Source organism: Pseudomonas sp. T8 (genome assembly GCF_024610635.1).
GTDB lineage: Bacteria > Pseudomonadota > Gammaproteobacteria > Pseudomonadales > Pseudomonadaceae > Aquipseudomonas > Aquipseudomonas chlororaphis_I.
This window is the reverse complement of the sequence record NZ_CP102374.1, coordinates 885,361-900,831: the sequence shown is the minus strand read 5'-3', so window position 1 is coordinate 900,831 and position 15,471 is coordinate 885,361. Positions and strand designations below refer to the sequence as shown.

The window sequence follows — 15,471 nt, the reverse complement described above, 5'->3', positions numbered from 1 at the left end:
GTATATGTTCTAAGTATATAAAGGATGAGCGGTTTTTTTCTCTGCTACTGCTTTTCGGTTAAATAAATTTTTTTGGATGAGTTTCCTTGACCTTTTTCGGGGTGGCAACTAGACCTGATATCGCTGCAACTCGGCAGCAACCTTTAATCACATGGAGATAGTGAAATGATTAAATATCAAAGCGTTCAGACCCGAATCCTTTCGGCGCTGTTCATCCTCTGATTGTCTGCTGTACACAAGATACCGGTGTCTTGTGAAGTACGGCCGAAGCATTGCTTCGGCCGTATTTTTAATCACACCTCTCGCGGTTCCTACATGTCATAGGGAGATGATATGTCCAGAAAAGTGGATGACGCATTCTCGCGCGCCGTGTTCTTTTACGATGACGCGGGCGTGCATCAAACGAACTGGTCCCGCTCTGTGTGTGCGGGGCTGGCGGAACAGAATTTCGATGAAGTGCCTTATCGGGTGCCTCAACTTCTTGAACCCTCGACACTGGTCGAAGTCGCGCAGCGGCACGCCATCAGCGTCGATGAGCTCGAGTTTTTCTCGTACGGGATGGACGGTCCGGTCGCCAAGCTGAAGTGGCTGGCGGACCTGCGCGAATGGGCTCCGCCGGTGCAGAAACTGAGCCTGGCACAGTCCCTGGCCGCCAGCTGCCGGTACCGCTTCGCCAATCAGGTACTGGCCGAGGTACCTTATGACGCGCTCTATCCCGATCAGCGGGTGACTTATCATCTGGCCCGCTTTGCCATTCAGAACCGTCTTGAGATGCAATCCTCGCATCAGGACGACTTCACCGCACTCAAGGCGCTCATGCAGGCCCATCGGCTGTCGCCAGCCCGGGTGCTGGATGTCTGCTCCCAGGCGATCGTCTGGAAAATCAAGGGCAATGCCATCGATGACGAGCTGAACCGCTGGTTCATCGGCACGGGCGAGGCGGCGGTCAAGCAGATTGCCTCGAGCACCACGCCGGCGGATCTGGTTTCGCTGTCTTCGTTCTATCGCGGCCTGGCCATGGTGCCGGCGGCCCGGGGCGACGTCGCCACCACGCGGCAATACATGCTGCTGGCCGAAGAGTATGCCGAGGCGGTGTTGCGCGGCGAGAGAGGCGGCAGTATCGAGGCCCGGGAAGCACGCAAGACTGTCTACGAGTCGAAGCTCAAGGAAATGCTCTACGTCGCCCACGATGTCGAAAGTGCCCGGCGTGTGGCCGATGAGCTGCTTGCCTACGATCCCGACTGGAGTATTTCCTATCACGAGGCCGGTGAGGTCGAAGTGGTCGACCGGCAATGGCAACGCGCGTTGCAACGCTTCCAGAAGGCTTACGACATCGGTTTTCCACGGGTGACTTACTCGCAATACATGATCGGTGCCTGTCATCAGCAACTGGGGAACTTCGACCAGGCGCTGGACGCGTTCAAGAGCACCCTGTTACTCGACAAGACAAATATATCCGCCGGTATCGCCGGTTATGAAGTAGCCCGGCAACATTCGCCGGAAGTGCTGCCGTTCTTCAAATCCTATATCGATACCTGGGAAACCGACGGCCTGTTGCCGGATGATTATCGAGGGCTTGTCCAATGAATGCTCCGCTCGACAGGATCAGAATCGTGGGTATCGATCATATCCAGCTCGATGTGGCCGATATTGAAGAAAGCCAGGCGTTTTATGCGCGGGTGTTCGGTTTCGAAGTGAAGGAAGTGGGTATTCGTGCCTTTACCCGCTGGATGATTATTGGCGCGGATCGGACACTGTATTTATGCATGCATGAATATGCCGAAGGGCGGGGTGTAAAGAATGATGGCCTGGAAATTACTCACTTCGGTATTTTGGTGGAAGACTTCGACCATGTTCTGGCGCAACTACGCGATCACGGCGTGAAGTTGCTCCCCGATTATGAAGTTCAATACCACTCTTCACGTTCGGTTTATTTTCTCGATCCCAATGGTTACAAGATCGAGATATCCGAGAAGTACGGCGGCGGCATAGAAGACGCCAGGCGGACAATGTGCCAATAAGCAGCGCGACGGACCGGGAAGTGTCCGGGGAGGGTGGCGTGTCGGATTACGCTGAGCATTTGCAAAGCACATGGTACAAAAACAACCAGGCGCTGCGCTGTTACAGGCCATGGCGGGATACGCCGGTGCTGGACTGGCACGCCAAGCCGACTCATCAGCGCACGATTCCCTGCGCCGAACGGGTATGGAGCATTCCGTGCAGGATCGGCGAGGACCGCATCGTTTTCGGCTGCTGGGACAACAGCCTGCAGTGCGTCAGCCTGCGCGATGGCGCGCACCAGTGGCGTTTCGCGACCCAGGGGCCGGTCTACAGCTCTCCTGCGGTGTCGGACGATGGCAGTTTCGTGGTGGGTTGCGAGGACCATGTCTTGCGCCGGATAAGCCAGGATGGCGAATGCCTCTGGGCCTTTCATGCCCAGGGGCCATTCCATGCCAGCCCGACCATCGATCCAGCCAGAAGCATCGTCTACGCAGGCAGCTACGATCATACGCTGTACGCCCTTGACCATGCCTCGGGCAGGTTGCTGTGGAAGCAGTCGTTCGACGAGCAGGTGGAGGACGATCTCTACAGCTCGCCAGCACTGGATGCGGACGGCAATGTCATCGTCGGCACCGACAATATCCTGATGTGCTTCAGGCCCGACGGCGAGGAGCGCTGGAGAATCACCGAAACCGGCAGGTTCGAAGGCACCGCGGCGATCGACCATGCCTCGGGGCGTGGTGTCATAGGCACGGAAGTCGACGGCAAGATCATCGTGTTCGAGACCAAAAGCGGTACGGTCCTCAGGCAATTTCACACCGATGGCTTCGTGGTGTCTTGCCCGAGCCTGTCCCCGCAGGGGGTGGCGTACGTCGGCAGCAATGACGGGCATGTGTACGGGATCGACCTGCACAGCCTGCAATGCCTGTGGCGGGTCAACCTGGAGTGCGAGTTCAGGTACACGCCCTTTACCGTGCTGCCTTCCGGCGATGCCTTGCTGGTCGGCACGGATGAGCGCCTGCATTGCCTGGCGCAACGCACCGGCGAGAGCCTGTGGCGCCTGGAGCACAGTGGCGGTTTTCATTCCTCGCCACTGCTTACGGATGACGGTCACCTGGTGATCGGCTCGCATCGCAACGCCGTACATTTCTATCGATGGATCCGCTGACGCGGGTCGAATCCCAACTGCAAACAGGAGTGTTGGATGAGTCACGAACTGGAAGTCGAGGCGCTCTTCGACGAGTGGGCCATCGAGGATGGCGCGGTGGACATGGCCCGGGAACATTGGGCCCGGGTCGAGCCTGTGCTGTCCGCCCTTGAACCATCTACAGGGCGTTACCTGGAGATCGGGCCGGGCAATGGTTACGCCCTGGAGTACATGGCCAGGTCGAAGTTCGCCAGCGGGCATTGCCTTGCCGTGGAACTCAGCCAGGAAATGGCCCGCATGTGCGCCACCAGGGTGTCCGACCTGGATAACGTCGAGATCGATGTCGAGAGCTTCCTGAACTGGCGCCCGCCAGCAGGCCGCCATTTCGATCTGATCTTCTCCATGGAGGTGTTCTATTACTTCGAGAACATCGCCGCCGCCATCGAGAAAGCCGCCAGCCTGCTGGCGCCGGGCGGAGAACTGATCGTCATGGTCGACTACTACGAGGAAAGCCACGAGTCGCAGGACTGGGCGCAAGAGCTGGGCGTGAAGCTGACGCGCTGGCCGCAAGCTCGCTATCTCGACGCCTTCAAGGCGGCGGGCTTGCAGGCGGTGACCCAGGAGGTGAAAAGCGGTGGCGTGCACGAGCACGGGCTGACGCTTTGCACCCGGGGCAAGCGCCCTTAGACCGATACCCATGCCTGAGCACAGGACGGTGCTTCGGCGGGCGACGGGGGAACTGGACATCGATTGCAGCCGCAGGGAGAGCGCTGGTGATATCCCATCTTGATCACATCGTCTATCCGCTGCCGGAGGGCCTGTTCGCGGAGGTCATCGGACAGTGGGAGCGGGCAGGCTTCATCGGGCATACGCGACAAGTGCAGCACGGCGACGGACGCGTAAGCGCCTTCTTCAGGTTGAGTGGAGGGTATCTTGAGTTCTGTTCCGAGGGGGCCGTGGGGGCCGGGGAGGGGCAGGATCTTCGACCCTGTTCGATCTGGCTCTGCTCGACCGATCTGCTGGCGGATGTCGAAGGCCTTTCGCCCGCGCGGCGTGCGGCCCTGGCGGTGACCGAGAAGACGCCGTTGGGCGAGGAGGCACCGGCCTGGCTGATTGCCAGCCTGCCGGCCCGCAGCCCGGGAGATGTACCGGTGTCGGTCATTCAGTACCTGCGCGGTGTCGGTACGGACCTCACCCTGCTGGTAGCGGAAAATGGCCTGTTTGCGATCAGCGGGGTGTCATTGCTCTGCGCCCAGCCCGAGCAGGATCGACGCCATTGCTTCGAAGGCCTTGGCGACGTGACGGGGAGCATCGGCACGGAGGAGGGGCACTTGTCCATCGGTCACCAGTGGCTGGCGTTTCTGCACCGCGCAGCGCAGCGCCACAGTGGGCCGGTGGACTTGGCGCGGGCGTCCTGCCTGGTGCACCTGGCCACGGTCGACCTGGGTCGGACAACCGCGATGCTCGAAGCGGCCGACTTCGCCCTGGACCACGTGCCCGGCCTGGGGCTGCTCGCCCAGTCAAAGGTCGCGCCGTCGATCTGTCTTGTAATCGACACGGGATTGTCCCCTGCCTGGCATCAGGCGCAACTGCTGGCGCGCCGCCGATAAATACGCCGCGCCACAGCTGCCGATGGTCCCGGCCAGCCGGGCAAGTACCTCGGATCACCATGCTAGTATTCTGGCGTTTTGACTGAATCGCAGGACGCGCGAGTTATCAAGGAGATGTATGTCAAAAGCAATCGAGCTGTGTGATGTCAGCAAGGTATACGAAGTGTACCGAGCCAGTGACGGCCATTCACGCAGCCTGCTCCGGTATTTTCGGCGTGAGAAAGAGTTCATCCCCGCGGTCAGGGATGTCTCCTTTTCGATCGACGCGGGTGAGGTGGTCGGGTTTCTCGGCGGCAATGGCGCGGGCAAGACCACGACCCTGAAAATGCTCTCGGGCATCGTCCGGCCCAGCAGCGGGCATCTCTCGGTCCTGGGACATGAACCCTTCAAGAGACGGCCGGAGTTCCTCAAGTCGATCACCCTGGTCATGGGGCAAAAGCAGCAACTGACCTGGGACTTGCCGGCGCTGGAGTCTTTCCACCTGCACGGTGCCCTCTACGACATACCGCCTGCCGAATGCCGGCGCCGGATCGATGAACTGTGCGAGTTGCTGTCGGCCGGCGACATCGCCCGCCGCCCGGTCAGGAAGCTGTCCCTGGGCGAGCGGATGAAATGCGAGCTCATCCTGTCGTTGCTGCATCGCCCGAGCATTCTGTTTCTCGACGAGCCCACCATCGGCCTGGACCTGGAAATGCAGGTCGCGATCCGCAAATTCCTCGTCGACTACAACAAGGCGTTCGGGGCGACGATCATCCTGACCTCGCACTACATGGCGGACATCGAGGCGCTGGCCAACCGGGTCATCGTCCTGGACCGTGGCCAGGTGGTGTTCGACGGCGGCCGGCAGGCGCTGGTGAAGGCCCATGTTTCCGAGCGCCGGGTGTGCCTGCGTTTCTCCTCGGCGGTCAGCGACGAATCCCTGCGCCCCTATGGCGAGCTGATCCGGCTGGACAACGAAGGCGCCGAACTGTTGGTGCCCGAGGAGCAGGTCGCCAAGACCGTGGCACAGCTGCTGGCGAGCTTCCCGGTGACGGACATCTCGATCCAGAGCCCGTCCCTCGAGCAGGCGTTCCCCCGCCTGTTGCTGCCAAGGGAGCACGCCTGATGGTCGCCCTGGCTTCGTTGCCCGGCATTGCCGGGCGCCTGATCCGCACGAGCGTGCTGGTGACCGTGATCTACCGGGCGCAGCTGTTCGTGTGGCTGATCAGCGGCGTCGCGCCGTTGTTCATGATGCTGATCTGGTGGGAGCTTTCCCGGGACCAGGTGATTGGTGGGTACGCTGCAAGCGATTTCGTGGCGTATTTCCTGGGCATCTATCTGGTCAGGCAACTGACCGCGGTCTGGGTCATCTTCGTGCTGAACGACGAGATACGCCACGGCACCTTGTCGGGCCGCCTGCTCAAGCCGGTCGCGCCGTTCTGGTTCCATGTGGCCGAACATCTGGGGCAGATGCTGGTGCGCGCGCCGATCGTGGTGACGGTGTTTTGCATCGGCGCCTCCCTGTTCGACATTGACCTGCCGAGCATCGCCAGGCAGCTGCCGTTTTTCCTGGTCTCGCTGGTCCTGGCCTGGATCATCATTTTCCATATCTATTACTGCGTCGGCCTGCTGGCGTTCTGGATGGCCAACTCCGTGGCGCTGGATGCCCTGGTCTGGTCGATGTACACCGTTCTGGGCGGCACGCTCATTCCCGTCGACCTGTTCCCCGAGGCGACCCGCTCCATCGTCGCGCTGCTGCCATTCGCCTCGGCTCTGGATTTTCCCGTCAAGGTGCTGATCGGTAAGGCCGCGGGCATCGAGCTGCTGTACGGTTTCGTGGCCCAGCTGTTCTGGGTGCTGGTGCTGGTGGCGTTGCGCCGGGGCCTGTGGCGCCAGGGCCTGAAGCGCTTTTCCGGAGCCGGCATATGAGCCTGAGAACCTTGAAAGTCCTGCTGGCCCTGATCAGGCATTCGATGCTCGCGGAACTGGAGTTTCGCGCCAATGCCATCACCAATGCGGTGAATACGGTGGTCGGCATGCTCCTGGCGCTGTACTTCCTCGATGCCATGTTCGCCGAAGTCGGCAGCCTGGGCGGCTGGAACCTCCACCAGGTGTTGGCGCTGTTCGGCGTGGCGCTGATCCTCGAGGGCCTGCTGGAGGTCTGGCTGTTTCCCAGCCTGCACGCGTTGTCGGAGAAGGTGCGCACCGGTGACCTGGATTACCTGCTGGTGCGTCCGGTCGACAGTCAGTTCCTGGTGTCCTGTTCGAAGATCAGCCTCTGGGAACTGCCCCGGGTACTGATCGGCCTTGCCGTGGTGCTGTACGCCATGTACAGCGAAGGCGCGCTGGGTGCAGGCAACCTCGCAGCGTTCCTCGGGCTGATGGCCGCGGGGGTGGCGATTTTCTACTCGGTGTTCCTGATCACCTGCACCTTGTCGATCTGGTTCGTGAAGATCGGCGATGTCTGGATCATCAGCTATACGCTGATGGAAATCGCACGGTTTCCGGTATCGGCCTTTCCGCAGACGATCCGCACGATACTGACCTTCCTCGTCCCGGTGTATTTCGTTTCCAACGTCCCGGTTACCGGGGCCATGGGCATGGTCGGATGGCCGCAGGTACTCGGCGCGATTCTGTTCGCTGTCGCCTTCCTGTGCCTGTCCAGGGTGTTCTGGCTGTTTGCCCTGAGGTCCTACAGCAGCGCTAGCAGCTAGTGCTTCAAGGTGCCGCGCCGGATGCCGCGCGGCGATAGTGATCGACCCACAGGGAAGTTTTTCGATGAGCACTTATTCCGGGCCCGTTCTCGACGCGCACGTGCATACCGAGTTCGCCGCGGCGGGCAGCCTGCAAGCGTTCCAGGCGTTGCAATCACGCTTCAATATCGTCGCCTCGGTGACCGACTCCCGTGCCCCCGCCTGCGGCGACCAGGCGTTGCGGGAACTGGGGGTGGGCAGGTGCGCGGTCATCGCCCAGCCTGAATGGTGCTCCGAGTCGCTGGCACAGGGGCTGGCCGACGGCGTCTACCTGGCGATCAAGATCAACCTCGGGTTCATGCATGTGTACGCCGACGACCCTCGGCTTCGGGAGCTGTACGCCCTGGCGCGCCAGTTCGATGTCCCGGTGCTGTTCCACAGCGGCGACACCGGCTGGCATCGCTCCAAGCTCAAGTATGCCCATCCGCTGAGCCTGGACGAGGTCATAGTCGAGCATCCCGAGGTGAACTTCCTCCTGGTGCACAGCGGCAATCCCTGGTTCACCGATGCCGCGGTGCTCGCGGCGAAGAATCACAATGTCTGGCTCGACCTCAGTTCGATCATCGAGGGCCCGTTGAGCGATGTCTCCGAGGCCACGCTGGACAGGCTGCTGATCGAGCCGATCCGCTGGATGCTCGACTACACCGGCAAGCCGGACAGGTTGGTCTTCGGCTCGGGTTGGCCCGCTGTCGATTACCCGGGTTATTTCGCCGCGTGCGCCAGGGCGATTGCGCCGCAGTACCACCGGCAGGTGTTCTTCGACAATGGCGCCCGGTTGTTCAAGCATTTTTCCAGGGAGCAGGGGGCCTAGATGCGCCGGTCACTGCCAAAAAAGGCCAAGTCCAAGCCCGGGGGCGCGCCGTCCTTGCGTGGCTACCTCAGGCACAAGGCCCATGCCGCGGCACTCGCCGACAACTGCCGGACCCTGTCCGGCGCGCTTTTCGCCGGGCGTGGGGCAGGGGAGCCCGGAGGGGCGCGGGCATCCCTGTGGATTGCCGGGAAGGCACGGGGGATGGGGCTCAAGGCCTGGCACGGCCGCAGAAGCCTTTTTCAGTCCGTGGCGCTTGGTTCCGCTACTCCGCGGGGCGGGCAGGTGACCATCCAGGGCGACGGTTGGCAGCCCGACCCGCTGCACGATGGTGAGTTGCTGATTCGTTCCCAGCAGGCCCGCGTCGTGTTCGACAACGCGCCTCTGGTCTTCGTCGGCTACGGCATAGTCGCGCCGCAATACCAGTGGGACGATTACGCCGGGCTCGATGTCGTCGGCAAGGTGGTGGTGGCGCTGCCCAACGATCCCGGGCGCAACAGCCCGGGAGGCGAGCGCTTCCAGGGTGAGCGGATGACCTACTACGGCCGCTGGGAATACAAGTTCGAGGAGGCCGCTCGACAAGGCGCCGCGGGCGTGATCATCGTCCACACCGATGAGCTGTTCGGCAGCGCCTTCCATCTGGTACGGGACGAGATGCGCCGGCCGTTTCGGTTTCTTCCGGGCGCGGTGCGCAGTGGCCTGGAATTCGAGGGGATCTGCAGCGAACGTTTCGGCCGGCAGTTGTTGTCCAGGGCCGGTGTCGAGCTCGATGCCTTCCTGGCCGACCCATGGCCGATGGCCAGACGCGCGCCCTGGCTCGACGTCCGCTTGCAGCTGCGCCTGGGTTTCGAGATCAAGATCGGCCATTGCCGGAATGTGCTGGGCATGCACAAAGGCGCGCTTTTCCCCCGGCAATGCGTATTGCTGTGCGCGCACTGGGATCATCTCGGCAGGACCCCGGACAGCAGCCAGCCCCGTGGCTACTACCCCGGCGCAGTTGACAACGCGGTCGGTGTCTCTGTGTTGCTCGAACTGTCCAGGCGGCTGGCGAACGCGGGCCCGCTACGCCGCACCGTGCTCTTTGCCTGGACCACCGCGGAGGAGGTGGGCATGCTCGGTTCCGCCCAGGTCGCCCGGTTGATCGACGAGACCGGCCTTGATGTGGTCGCGGCGCTCAACGTTGATGGCTTCGTGCCAATCGGCAGGACCCGCGACCTGAGCCTGGTGGACGGTGATCAATCCGAGCTGCCCAGTGCGTTCATGCGGGCCGGCAAGCAACTGAACCGGCAAATCAGTCTCGATGACGCGCCCGCCGCCGGCTACTTCTACCGATCCGACCAGGCGAGCTTCGCCAAGATCGACATCCCCGCGGTCCAGGTCAGTACCGGCAGCGACCTGATCAGCGGGGGCGTGGAGGAAGGCCTGAAACGGCATGACTTCTACGACTCGAACCTGTATCACAGCACGTCCGATGCGTTCGACAGGTACTGGGACTTCACCAGCCTCTGCGCCGACATCGACGTGCTTCATGAAACGCTGCTCCTGCTGGCCGACTCGTCATGGCGTCCCGCACTGCGCTCGCCGGCTATCCGGACCAGACTCCAGGGACAGGCAGATCCGGCTGATGGCCCGCGACGTTATCCAGATCAAGGCGGCCGAAAATCGTCGCCATGTTCATGAAACACAGGCTTCATCGTCGCGCTGCTGGCCTGCCGGTTGCCTTCGATGCAGTGGCCGAGGGTTTCGATGATCGCTTGGTACTCTTGGATATGACTCAGCCAAGCCGCATCGACAGTTCCACGTCGTCGCCGAAGGGCACGGACAGGTAGCCGCTGCCGGGCGAGCGGACCCGGGCCAGGTAGTCCGGGCAGTAATCCGTATTGTCGGCGACGATCAGCGCGCCCGGGCGCAGGCGGCTTTCGACCAGGGCCAGGATGTCGGCATACAGCGCCTTGGCGCCGTCGAGCAGGACCAGGTCGATGGCTTCCGGAAGGTCGACCGCCAGGGTCTTCAGCGCGTCGCCCTCGCGGATTTCCACCAGGTCAGCCAGGCCGCCTTCGAGCAGGTGCTGGCGCGCCCGTTGCACCTTGGACGCCTCGAACTCGCTGCCGATCAGGCGGCCGCCGCCGTTGTCGCGGAGGGCCGCGGCCAGGTGCAGGGTCGAGATGCCGAACGAGGTGCCGAATTCGACGACGTGCCGGGCCCGGGTGCTGCGCGCCAGCATGTACAGCAGCCCGCCGGTGTCGCGTGAAACCGGCAGCCAGAGGTCCTTCAGGCGGCCATAGAAATCCAGGTATTCGGTCTTGCTGTGCATCAGGCGCTCGCGTTCTTCGCGGGAGATGCCGGCGACGGCCGGGCTGGTTGCCGTATGGGCCTGGTCGAACAGGCGATTGAGCAAGGGCGCGAGCGGGGAAGTAGTCAGTGTGCTGGTCATGAGGGGCATCCCTTCCAAAATTGACGCCTGGCGGCGCGTGGCTAAAATGCGATCAATTCGTCGCATTTAGAGGATATGAGCAAGTGACCCCATCCGCTATTCGCATTGGCTCCGGCCCTGTGGGGCCGTCATGAGCAATCGCCGGACCCCGCAGGTTTCCTCGCGAAAAGCCCCTAAACAGGCGCGCTCGACGGAGCTGGTCGCGGCGATCCTGGAAGCCGCTACTCAGGTTTTGGCCAAAGAAGGTGCGCAGCGTTTCACCACCGCGCGGGTGGCCGAGAAGGCCGGCGTCAGCATCGGTTCGCTGTACCAGTACTTCCCGAACAAGGCGGCGATCCTGTTCCGGCTGCAAAGCGATGAGTGGCAACAGACCACGCAGATGCTGCGCAGCATCCTCGAAGACGCGAGCAATGCCCCGCTGGAACGGTTGCGCGTGCTGGTCCGGGTGTTTATCCAGTCCGAGTGCGAGGAAGCCAGGATGCGCGTGGCGCTCAACGACGCCGCGCCGCTGTATCGCCACGCCCCCGAAGCGCAGGCCGTGAAGGCGCAAGGCGAGAGGATCTTCCAGGCCTTCATGGAGGAGGCGCTGCCCGAGACGCCGCAGGCAACCCGCGCCCTGGCCGCCGACTTGATCACCACCACCCTCAGCAGCGTGGGCAAGGAGTTTTCAGAAAGCCCGCGCAGCGCCGCAGAGATCCAGACCTATGCCGACGCCATTGCAGAGATGTTCTGCGCCTACCTCACGCAATTGGCGCGCGGTGCTGGTTGACCGGTAAAGGCCGTGAGGTTGCCGGGCGCCCTGGACGGCGTTCGATGCCGGCCAGGCGCGCGGGGCAAACCTCCTGAAAAGGGGCTTTATCCAGCCGTCAGCACCTCGGGCGAAACCACCCATACGCTGCAAGGCATCTTGTACAGCAACTGCTCTGTCGTGCTGCCGATCAGGCGCCCCAGGCCACCACGATGACCGACCCTGCCCATGACAATCACGTCGACGTCATAGGCTTCGGCGTAGCTGGCCAGGACCTTGGCCGGGTTGCCCATGATCATGTGCTGGCGTTCCGCTGGAATGCCGTTGCGTTCGGCCAGTTCGTTGAAGGCGGTGCCCTGTGCGTCGAACAGGGTCTTGACTTTGCTGGACGAGAAAAACGTCGAGCTCTGGTCGAAGTTGAATTCGTCCGGGTCGATGGATGACAAGTCATGGGCATAGATCACCTCGAGTTCGGCGTTACAGGCGCTGGCCAGTTTCGAGGCTTCATGCAGTATCCGGTCGTTGAAGTCCTGGTACTGACCGTCGCGATGGAACGGGTCGACCGCCGCGACGATCTTGCGTGGCAACGCATGCTGTAGATGGCTGACAAAATGCAGGGGCACCGGGCACTCGCGCAGCAGGTGGATATCCAGGGGAGTGAAGAACACCCGCGACAGCCGCGACTGATGCTCCAGGGCCTTGATCAGCAGGGCCATGGGCTGTTCCTTGAGGTGCGTCAGGATTTCCTGCAGCGGGTTTTGTACCCACACCACTTCCGTGGTGACGGTGACACCCAGTTTGCGCATCGGGCGGGCCTGCTCTTCAAGCCATTGACGATGGCGCTCGACGTAGCCCAGGCGCATCTGCTCCAGGGCCTGTTCGTTGACCAGGCTGGCCGTGGCCAGACCCTCCAGGTAATCGAAGGCGACGATGTGCAGGGCAGCATCTTCGGCCCTGGCCAGCGCGGCGGCCCGATCGAAGGCCGGACTGTTCTCCATCAGTGGCGAGGCGACCAGCATGAAACGTGCTTGCTCGGACATGACAAATCTCCCGTGGGTAGTTGCAGGTATCGGCAACGATGCGTCTTCGGTCGTGAAACCTTGCCCCGATCCTGCCTCTGGCCGGTGGCGCGCGCTTGATCTGTATCAACCCGTCCGGTCGTGGAGCAGGCCGGCAGACGTGTGGTTGGGCGCCAAGGGCTCCATCGATGAATTGTTGATCATGATCAACCCCAGGGCCTTCCTTCCGGCGCAGCCTGAACGTCTTGCTGGACTCTGGAGCGGGCACCGGACCGGAGAATCGTCATGGCCACCATGAAAGCGGCAATTTTCGTTGAAAAGAACCGGATCGTGCTCGATGAAAAGCCGATCCCCGAAGTGGGCCCGCTGGAGGCCCTGGTGCGTATCACCACGACGACGATCTGCGGCACCGACGTGCACATCCTGCGTGGCGAGTACCCGGTGGCCAAGGGCCTGACCATCGGTCATGAACCGGTGGGCATCATCGAGCGGCTGGGCTCGCAGGTGCGCGGTTTTACCGAGGGGCAGCGGGTGATTGCCGGGGCCATCACGCCCAGCGGGCAAAGCTATGCCTGCTTGTGCGGCTGCGCTTCCCAGGACGGCCCGGACACCCGTCATGGCTTTCGCGCCATCGGTGGCTGGAAGTTCGGCAACATCATCGACGGTTGCCAGGCCGAGTACGTATTGGTACCGGATGCCCTGGCCAACCTGTGCCCGATCCCCGACGGCCTCAGCGACGAACAGGTGCTGATGTGCCCCGATATCATGTCCACCGGGTTTTCCGGGGCCGAACGTGGCGAGGTCAATATCGGCGACACCGTCGCGGTATTCGCCCTGGGCCCGATCGGCCTCTGCGCGGTGGCCGGTGCGCGGCTCAAAGGCGCCAGCCAGATCATCGGCGTGGATGCCGTGGCCGAGCGCATGACGGTGGCCAAACGCTTGGGGGCGACCCAGGTGGTCAACTTCAGGGACGGCAACGTGGTCGAGCAGATCATGGCGCTCACCGATGGCCGTGGCGTCGACGTGGCCATCGAAGCCCTGGGCACCCAGGGCACCTTTGAGTCCGCCTTGCGCGTGCTGCGGCCCGGCGGGCGGTTGTCCAGCCTCGGCGTGTATTCCAGCGACCTGCACATCCCGCTCGACGCCTTCGCCGCCGGGCTGGGCGACTACAGCATCGTCAGCACCCTGTGCCCCGGCGGCAAGGAACGCATGCGTCGCTTGATGGCAGTGGTGCAAAGCGGCGGGGTCGACCTGTCGCCGCTGGTGACCCACCGCTTCAGGCTCGACGATATCGAAGCCGCCTATGAGCTGTTCGCTCACCAGCGGGACGGGGTCATGAAGGTCGCGATTACCCCGTGATACCGGGGCGGTTGACGTTCGTGTTTGCGCGGAGGTGATCGATGATCATCGACATTACAGAAAAACCGGCAGGCCACGGCTGGGTGGTGCACATGGATGCCCTGGAAGTGGACTTCGACAGCCTGGAAGCCGCAACGGCCTTCGTCGGTCAACTCAGGGCGCGCATCGATGCGCCGCATGCCTGGCCGGCCAGCCCTGGCCAGACGAGGGATGTCCCTCGGGCCGCCGGCAACCGATCCGCCCCGACGACCAGCAAGGGAGCCTGCCCAGGCCTGGTGAAGTGACCCTCGTGGCCAGGGCTGCAGGTTCATCCGGATGGAGGTTCTATGAGTGCGACCCTTGGCCTGGAGGGCGCGGCGGCTGCGCTGGGCATCGGCCTGCTTATCGGCCTGGAGCGCGAGCGACACAAGGGGCGAGGAGACAGCCGTGCCTGTGCCGGGTTGCGCACATTCGCCATTACCGCGCTGCTGGGGTACGTGGCCATGCAGGTCGGTGGTGGCCTGCTGCTGGGGATCATGGCGATCTGCCTGGCCATGCTGGTCACCGTGGCGTATTGGCGAAGCCTGGGCAGCGACCCGGGCGTGACCAGCGAAGTGGCGTTGCTCACGGTACTGGCGCTGGGGGCGATGTGCGGTACGGCACCGGAACTGGCGATTGCCATTGGCGTGGTGATGGGCGGGCTGCTGGCCTATCGACAAAAGTTGCATCACTTCGCCCGCAGCCAACTGAGCGAAGCGGAAATGCGCGACGGCCTGGTACTGCTGATCGCCGCGCTGGTGGTGTTGCCGCTGGCGCCGGATCGTTACATCGGGCCTTATGCCGCGATCAATTTGCGCACCATCTGCACCCTGACCGTGTTGCTGATGGCCGTGGGCGCGATAGGCCATATCGCCGTCCGTAACCTGGGCACGCGTTACGGTTATGCGATCAGTGCCATCGCCTCGGGGTTCGCCTCCAGCACGGTGACCATCGCCGCCATGGGGCATATCGCTGCCAAGGAACCGGACAGCATCAAGGTCCTGGGCGCGGCGGCGTTGCTCTCCAACCTGGCCACCCTGACCCAGGTGGGCCTGATCCTCGGCGCGGTCGATACCGGTCTGCTGGGGCCTATGTGGGGGCCGCTGTTCGCCGGTGCGGCCGCCACGGCATTGTATGGCCTGTGCCTGATGTTTCCCGCACCCGCCCAGGGCACCCGCCAGCCGATCAAGGTCGGCGGCGCGTTCAACCTCAAGCTGGCCTTGCTCGTCACGCTGGCCATGACCGCTATTACTTTCCTGTCGTCGGTGATGTTGAGCCACTTTGGCGAAGTAGGGGTGATGGTCACGGCGACCCTCAGCGGTTTCGCCGACGCCCATTCCTCGACGGCGTCGATAGCCTCCCTGGCCAAATCCGGCCAGTTGCCGTTCCAGGCCATCGCCACGCCGGTGCTGATCGTGGTCAGCAGCAATTCCCTGAGCAAATGCCTGGTGGCCTGGGTCAGCGGCGGGCACCGCTTCGCCGCTTATGTCATTCCTGGCCAGGTACTGCTGACGTTGGCGATGTGGGCCGGTATCTGGTTGTACTGAAGCCTGTCGCTTCGGGTAGCTGACAAAGATCAAGTCACCCGGTCCTGA

Annotated in this window: 16 protein-coding genes; 14 read left to right on the top strand and 2 right to left on the bottom strand. The window is 62.9% G+C overall.

All coding sequences use genetic code 11. The features are described from left to right. Nucleotides 1-333: 333 nt before the first annotated feature. The 10 genes from NRG23_RS03895 (at nt 334) to NRG23_RS03850 (ending at nt 9,978) form a co-directional block, all read left to right on the top strand. Nucleotides 334-1,587 carry a M48 family metallopeptidase gene (locus NRG23_RS03895; RefSeq protein WP_016702947.1) on the top strand — a complete coding sequence of 418 codons (1,254 nt, stop codon included), beginning with the start codon at nt 334-336 and terminating at the stop codon, nt 1,585-1,587. A 26-nt stretch (nt 1,588-1,613) separates the two neighbouring features. After that, nucleotides 1,614-2,021, top strand: a complete 408-nt coding sequence (locus tag NRG23_RS03890; RefSeq protein ID WP_198560295.1) for a VOC family protein — start codon at nt 1,614-1,616, stop codon at nt 2,019-2,021. A gap of 125 nt (nt 2,022-2,146) precedes the next feature. Beyond that, a complete protein-coding gene (locus tag NRG23_RS03885) occupies nt 2,147-3,169 on the top strand; it encodes a PQQ-binding-like beta-propeller repeat protein (protein ID WP_016702949.1) in 1,023 nt (340 codons plus the stop codon). Nucleotides 3,170-3,205: 36 nt separating this feature from the next. Then, nucleotides 3,206-3,835: a class I SAM-dependent methyltransferase gene (locus NRG23_RS03880; protein WP_016702950.1), complete on the top strand. Its 630-nt coding sequence runs from the start codon at nt 3,206-3,208 to the stop codon at nt 3,833-3,835. 86 nt (nt 3,836-3,921) lie between these two features. Continuing rightward, complete coding sequence (locus tag NRG23_RS03875; protein WP_028683955.1) at nt 3,922-4,758, top strand: hypothetical protein; 837 nt, start codon at nt 3,922-3,924, stop codon at nt 4,756-4,758. Nucleotides 4,759-4,876: 118 nt separating this feature from the next. Continuing rightward, nucleotides 4,877-5,863: an ATP-binding cassette domain-containing protein gene (locus NRG23_RS03870; RefSeq protein ID WP_016702952.1), complete on the top strand. Its 987-nt coding sequence runs from the start codon at nt 4,877-4,879 to the stop codon at nt 5,861-5,863. Beyond that, nucleotides 5,863-6,666, top strand: coding sequence for an ABC-2 family transporter protein (locus tag NRG23_RS03865; RefSeq protein WP_016702953.1), 804 nt, complete (start codon nt 5,863-5,865; stop codon nt 6,664-6,666). Before NRG23_RS03870 ends, NRG23_RS03865 begins: the two co-directional genes overlap by 1 nt. Further along, nucleotides 6,663-7,451: an ABC transporter permease gene (locus tag NRG23_RS03860; RefSeq protein WP_016702954.1), complete on the top strand. Its 789-nt coding sequence runs from the start codon at nt 6,663-6,665 to the stop codon at nt 7,449-7,451. The genes NRG23_RS03865 and NRG23_RS03860 overlap by 4 nt, the downstream gene beginning before the upstream one ends. A 64-nt stretch (nt 7,452-7,515) precedes the next feature. Further along, nucleotides 7,516-8,301 carry an amidohydrolase family protein gene (locus NRG23_RS03855; RefSeq protein WP_016702955.1) on the top strand — a complete coding sequence of 262 codons (786 nt, stop codon included), beginning with the start codon at nt 7,516-7,518 and terminating at the stop codon, nt 8,299-8,301. After that, entirely contained in the window at nt 8,302-9,978 is a 1,677-nt protein-coding gene (locus NRG23_RS03850) for a M28 family peptidase (RefSeq protein ID WP_080577947.1), read from the top strand. 94 nt (nt 9,979-10,072) lie between these two features. Here the strand turns inward: NRG23_RS03850 and NRG23_RS03845 are convergent, their stop codons facing one another. Further along, nucleotides 10,073-10,732, bottom strand: coding sequence for an O-methyltransferase (locus tag NRG23_RS03845; protein ID WP_257373788.1), 660 nt, complete (start codon nt 10,730-10,732; stop codon nt 10,073-10,075). 130 nt (nt 10,733-10,862) lie between these two features. Between NRG23_RS03845 and NRG23_RS03840 the strand changes: the two genes are divergently transcribed. After that, complete coding sequence (locus tag NRG23_RS03840) at nt 10,863-11,501, top strand: TetR family transcriptional regulator (RefSeq protein ID WP_257373787.1); 639 nt, start codon at nt 10,863-10,865, stop codon at nt 11,499-11,501. An 86-nt stretch (nt 11,502-11,587) separates the two neighbouring features. Here the strand turns inward: NRG23_RS03840 and NRG23_RS03835 are convergent, their stop codons facing one another. Next, on the bottom strand, nt 11,588-12,520 hold the full coding sequence (locus tag NRG23_RS03835) for a universal stress protein (protein WP_124338363.1): 933 nt from the start codon (nt 12,518-12,520) through the stop codon (nt 11,588-11,590). 264 nt (nt 12,521-12,784) lie between these two features. On the opposite strand from NRG23_RS03835, the gene NRG23_RS03830 reads away from it, so the two are divergent. From NRG23_RS03830 to NRG23_RS03820, 3 genes are read left to right on the top strand one after another with little or no spacing between them, the layout of a single operon-like run. Continuing rightward, nucleotides 12,785-13,858, top strand: a complete 1,074-nt coding sequence (locus tag NRG23_RS03830) for an NAD(P)-dependent alcohol dehydrogenase (protein ID WP_028683959.1) — start codon at nt 12,785-12,787, stop codon at nt 13,856-13,858. Between the two features lie 41 nt (nt 13,859-13,899). Further along, the gene (locus tag NRG23_RS03825) at nt 13,900-14,142 is read left to right on the top strand and encodes a hypothetical protein (protein WP_124340164.1); all 243 of its coding nucleotides are present in this window, start codon (nt 13,900-13,902) and stop codon (nt 14,140-14,142) included. 42 nt (nt 14,143-14,184) lie between these two features. Continuing rightward, nucleotides 14,185-15,423: a DUF4010 domain-containing protein gene (locus NRG23_RS03820; protein ID WP_016702962.1), complete on the top strand. Its 1,239-nt coding sequence runs from the start codon at nt 14,185-14,187 to the stop codon at nt 15,421-15,423. Nucleotides 15,424-15,471 lie beyond the last annotated feature (48 nt).

Bases quoted from the DNA above. Each gene is read 5' to 3' on its own strand.
- NRG23_RS03895 (WP_016702947.1), top strand. From the start codon at position 334: ATGTCCAGAAAAGTGGATGACGCATTCTCGCGCGCCGTGTTCTTTTAC.
- NRG23_RS03880 (WP_016702950.1), top strand. From the start codon at position 3,206: ATGAGTCACGAACTGGAAGTCGAGGCGCTCTTCGACGAGTGGGCCATC.
- NRG23_RS03870 (WP_016702952.1), top strand. From the start codon at position 4,877: ATGTCAAAAGCAATCGAGCTGTGTGATGTCAGCAAGGTATACGAAGTG.
- NRG23_RS03865 (WP_016702953.1), top strand. From the start codon at position 5,863: ATGGTCGCCCTGGCTTCGTTGCCCGGCATTGCCGGGCGCCTGATCCGC.
- NRG23_RS03860 (WP_016702954.1), top strand. From the start codon at position 6,663: ATGAGCCTGAGAACCTTGAAAGTCCTGCTGGCCCTGATCAGGCATTCG.
- NRG23_RS03855 (WP_016702955.1), top strand. From the start codon at position 7,516: ATGAGCACTTATTCCGGGCCCGTTCTCGACGCGCACGTGCATACCGAG.
- NRG23_RS03850 (WP_080577947.1), top strand. From the start codon at position 8,302: ATGCGCCGGTCACTGCCAAAAAAGGCCAAGTCCAAGCCCGGGGGCGCG.
- NRG23_RS03845 (WP_257373788.1), bottom strand. From the start codon at position 10,732: ATGACCAGCACACTGACTACTTCCCCGCTCGCGCCCTTGCTCAATCGC.
- NRG23_RS03840 (WP_257373787.1), top strand. From the start codon at position 10,863: ATGAGCAATCGCCGGACCCCGCAGGTTTCCTCGCGAAAAGCCCCTAAA.
- NRG23_RS03835 (WP_124338363.1), bottom strand. From the start codon at position 12,520: ATGTCCGAGCAAGCACGTTTCATGCTGGTCGCCTCGCCACTGATGGAG.
- NRG23_RS03830 (WP_028683959.1), top strand. From the start codon at position 12,785: ATGGCCACCATGAAAGCGGCAATTTTCGTTGAAAAGAACCGGATCGTG.
- NRG23_RS03825 (WP_124340164.1), top strand. From the start codon at position 13,900: ATGATCATCGACATTACAGAAAAACCGGCAGGCCACGGCTGGGTGGTG.
- NRG23_RS03820 (WP_016702962.1), top strand. From the start codon at position 14,185: ATGAGTGCGACCCTTGGCCTGGAGGGCGCGGCGGCTGCGCTGGGCATC.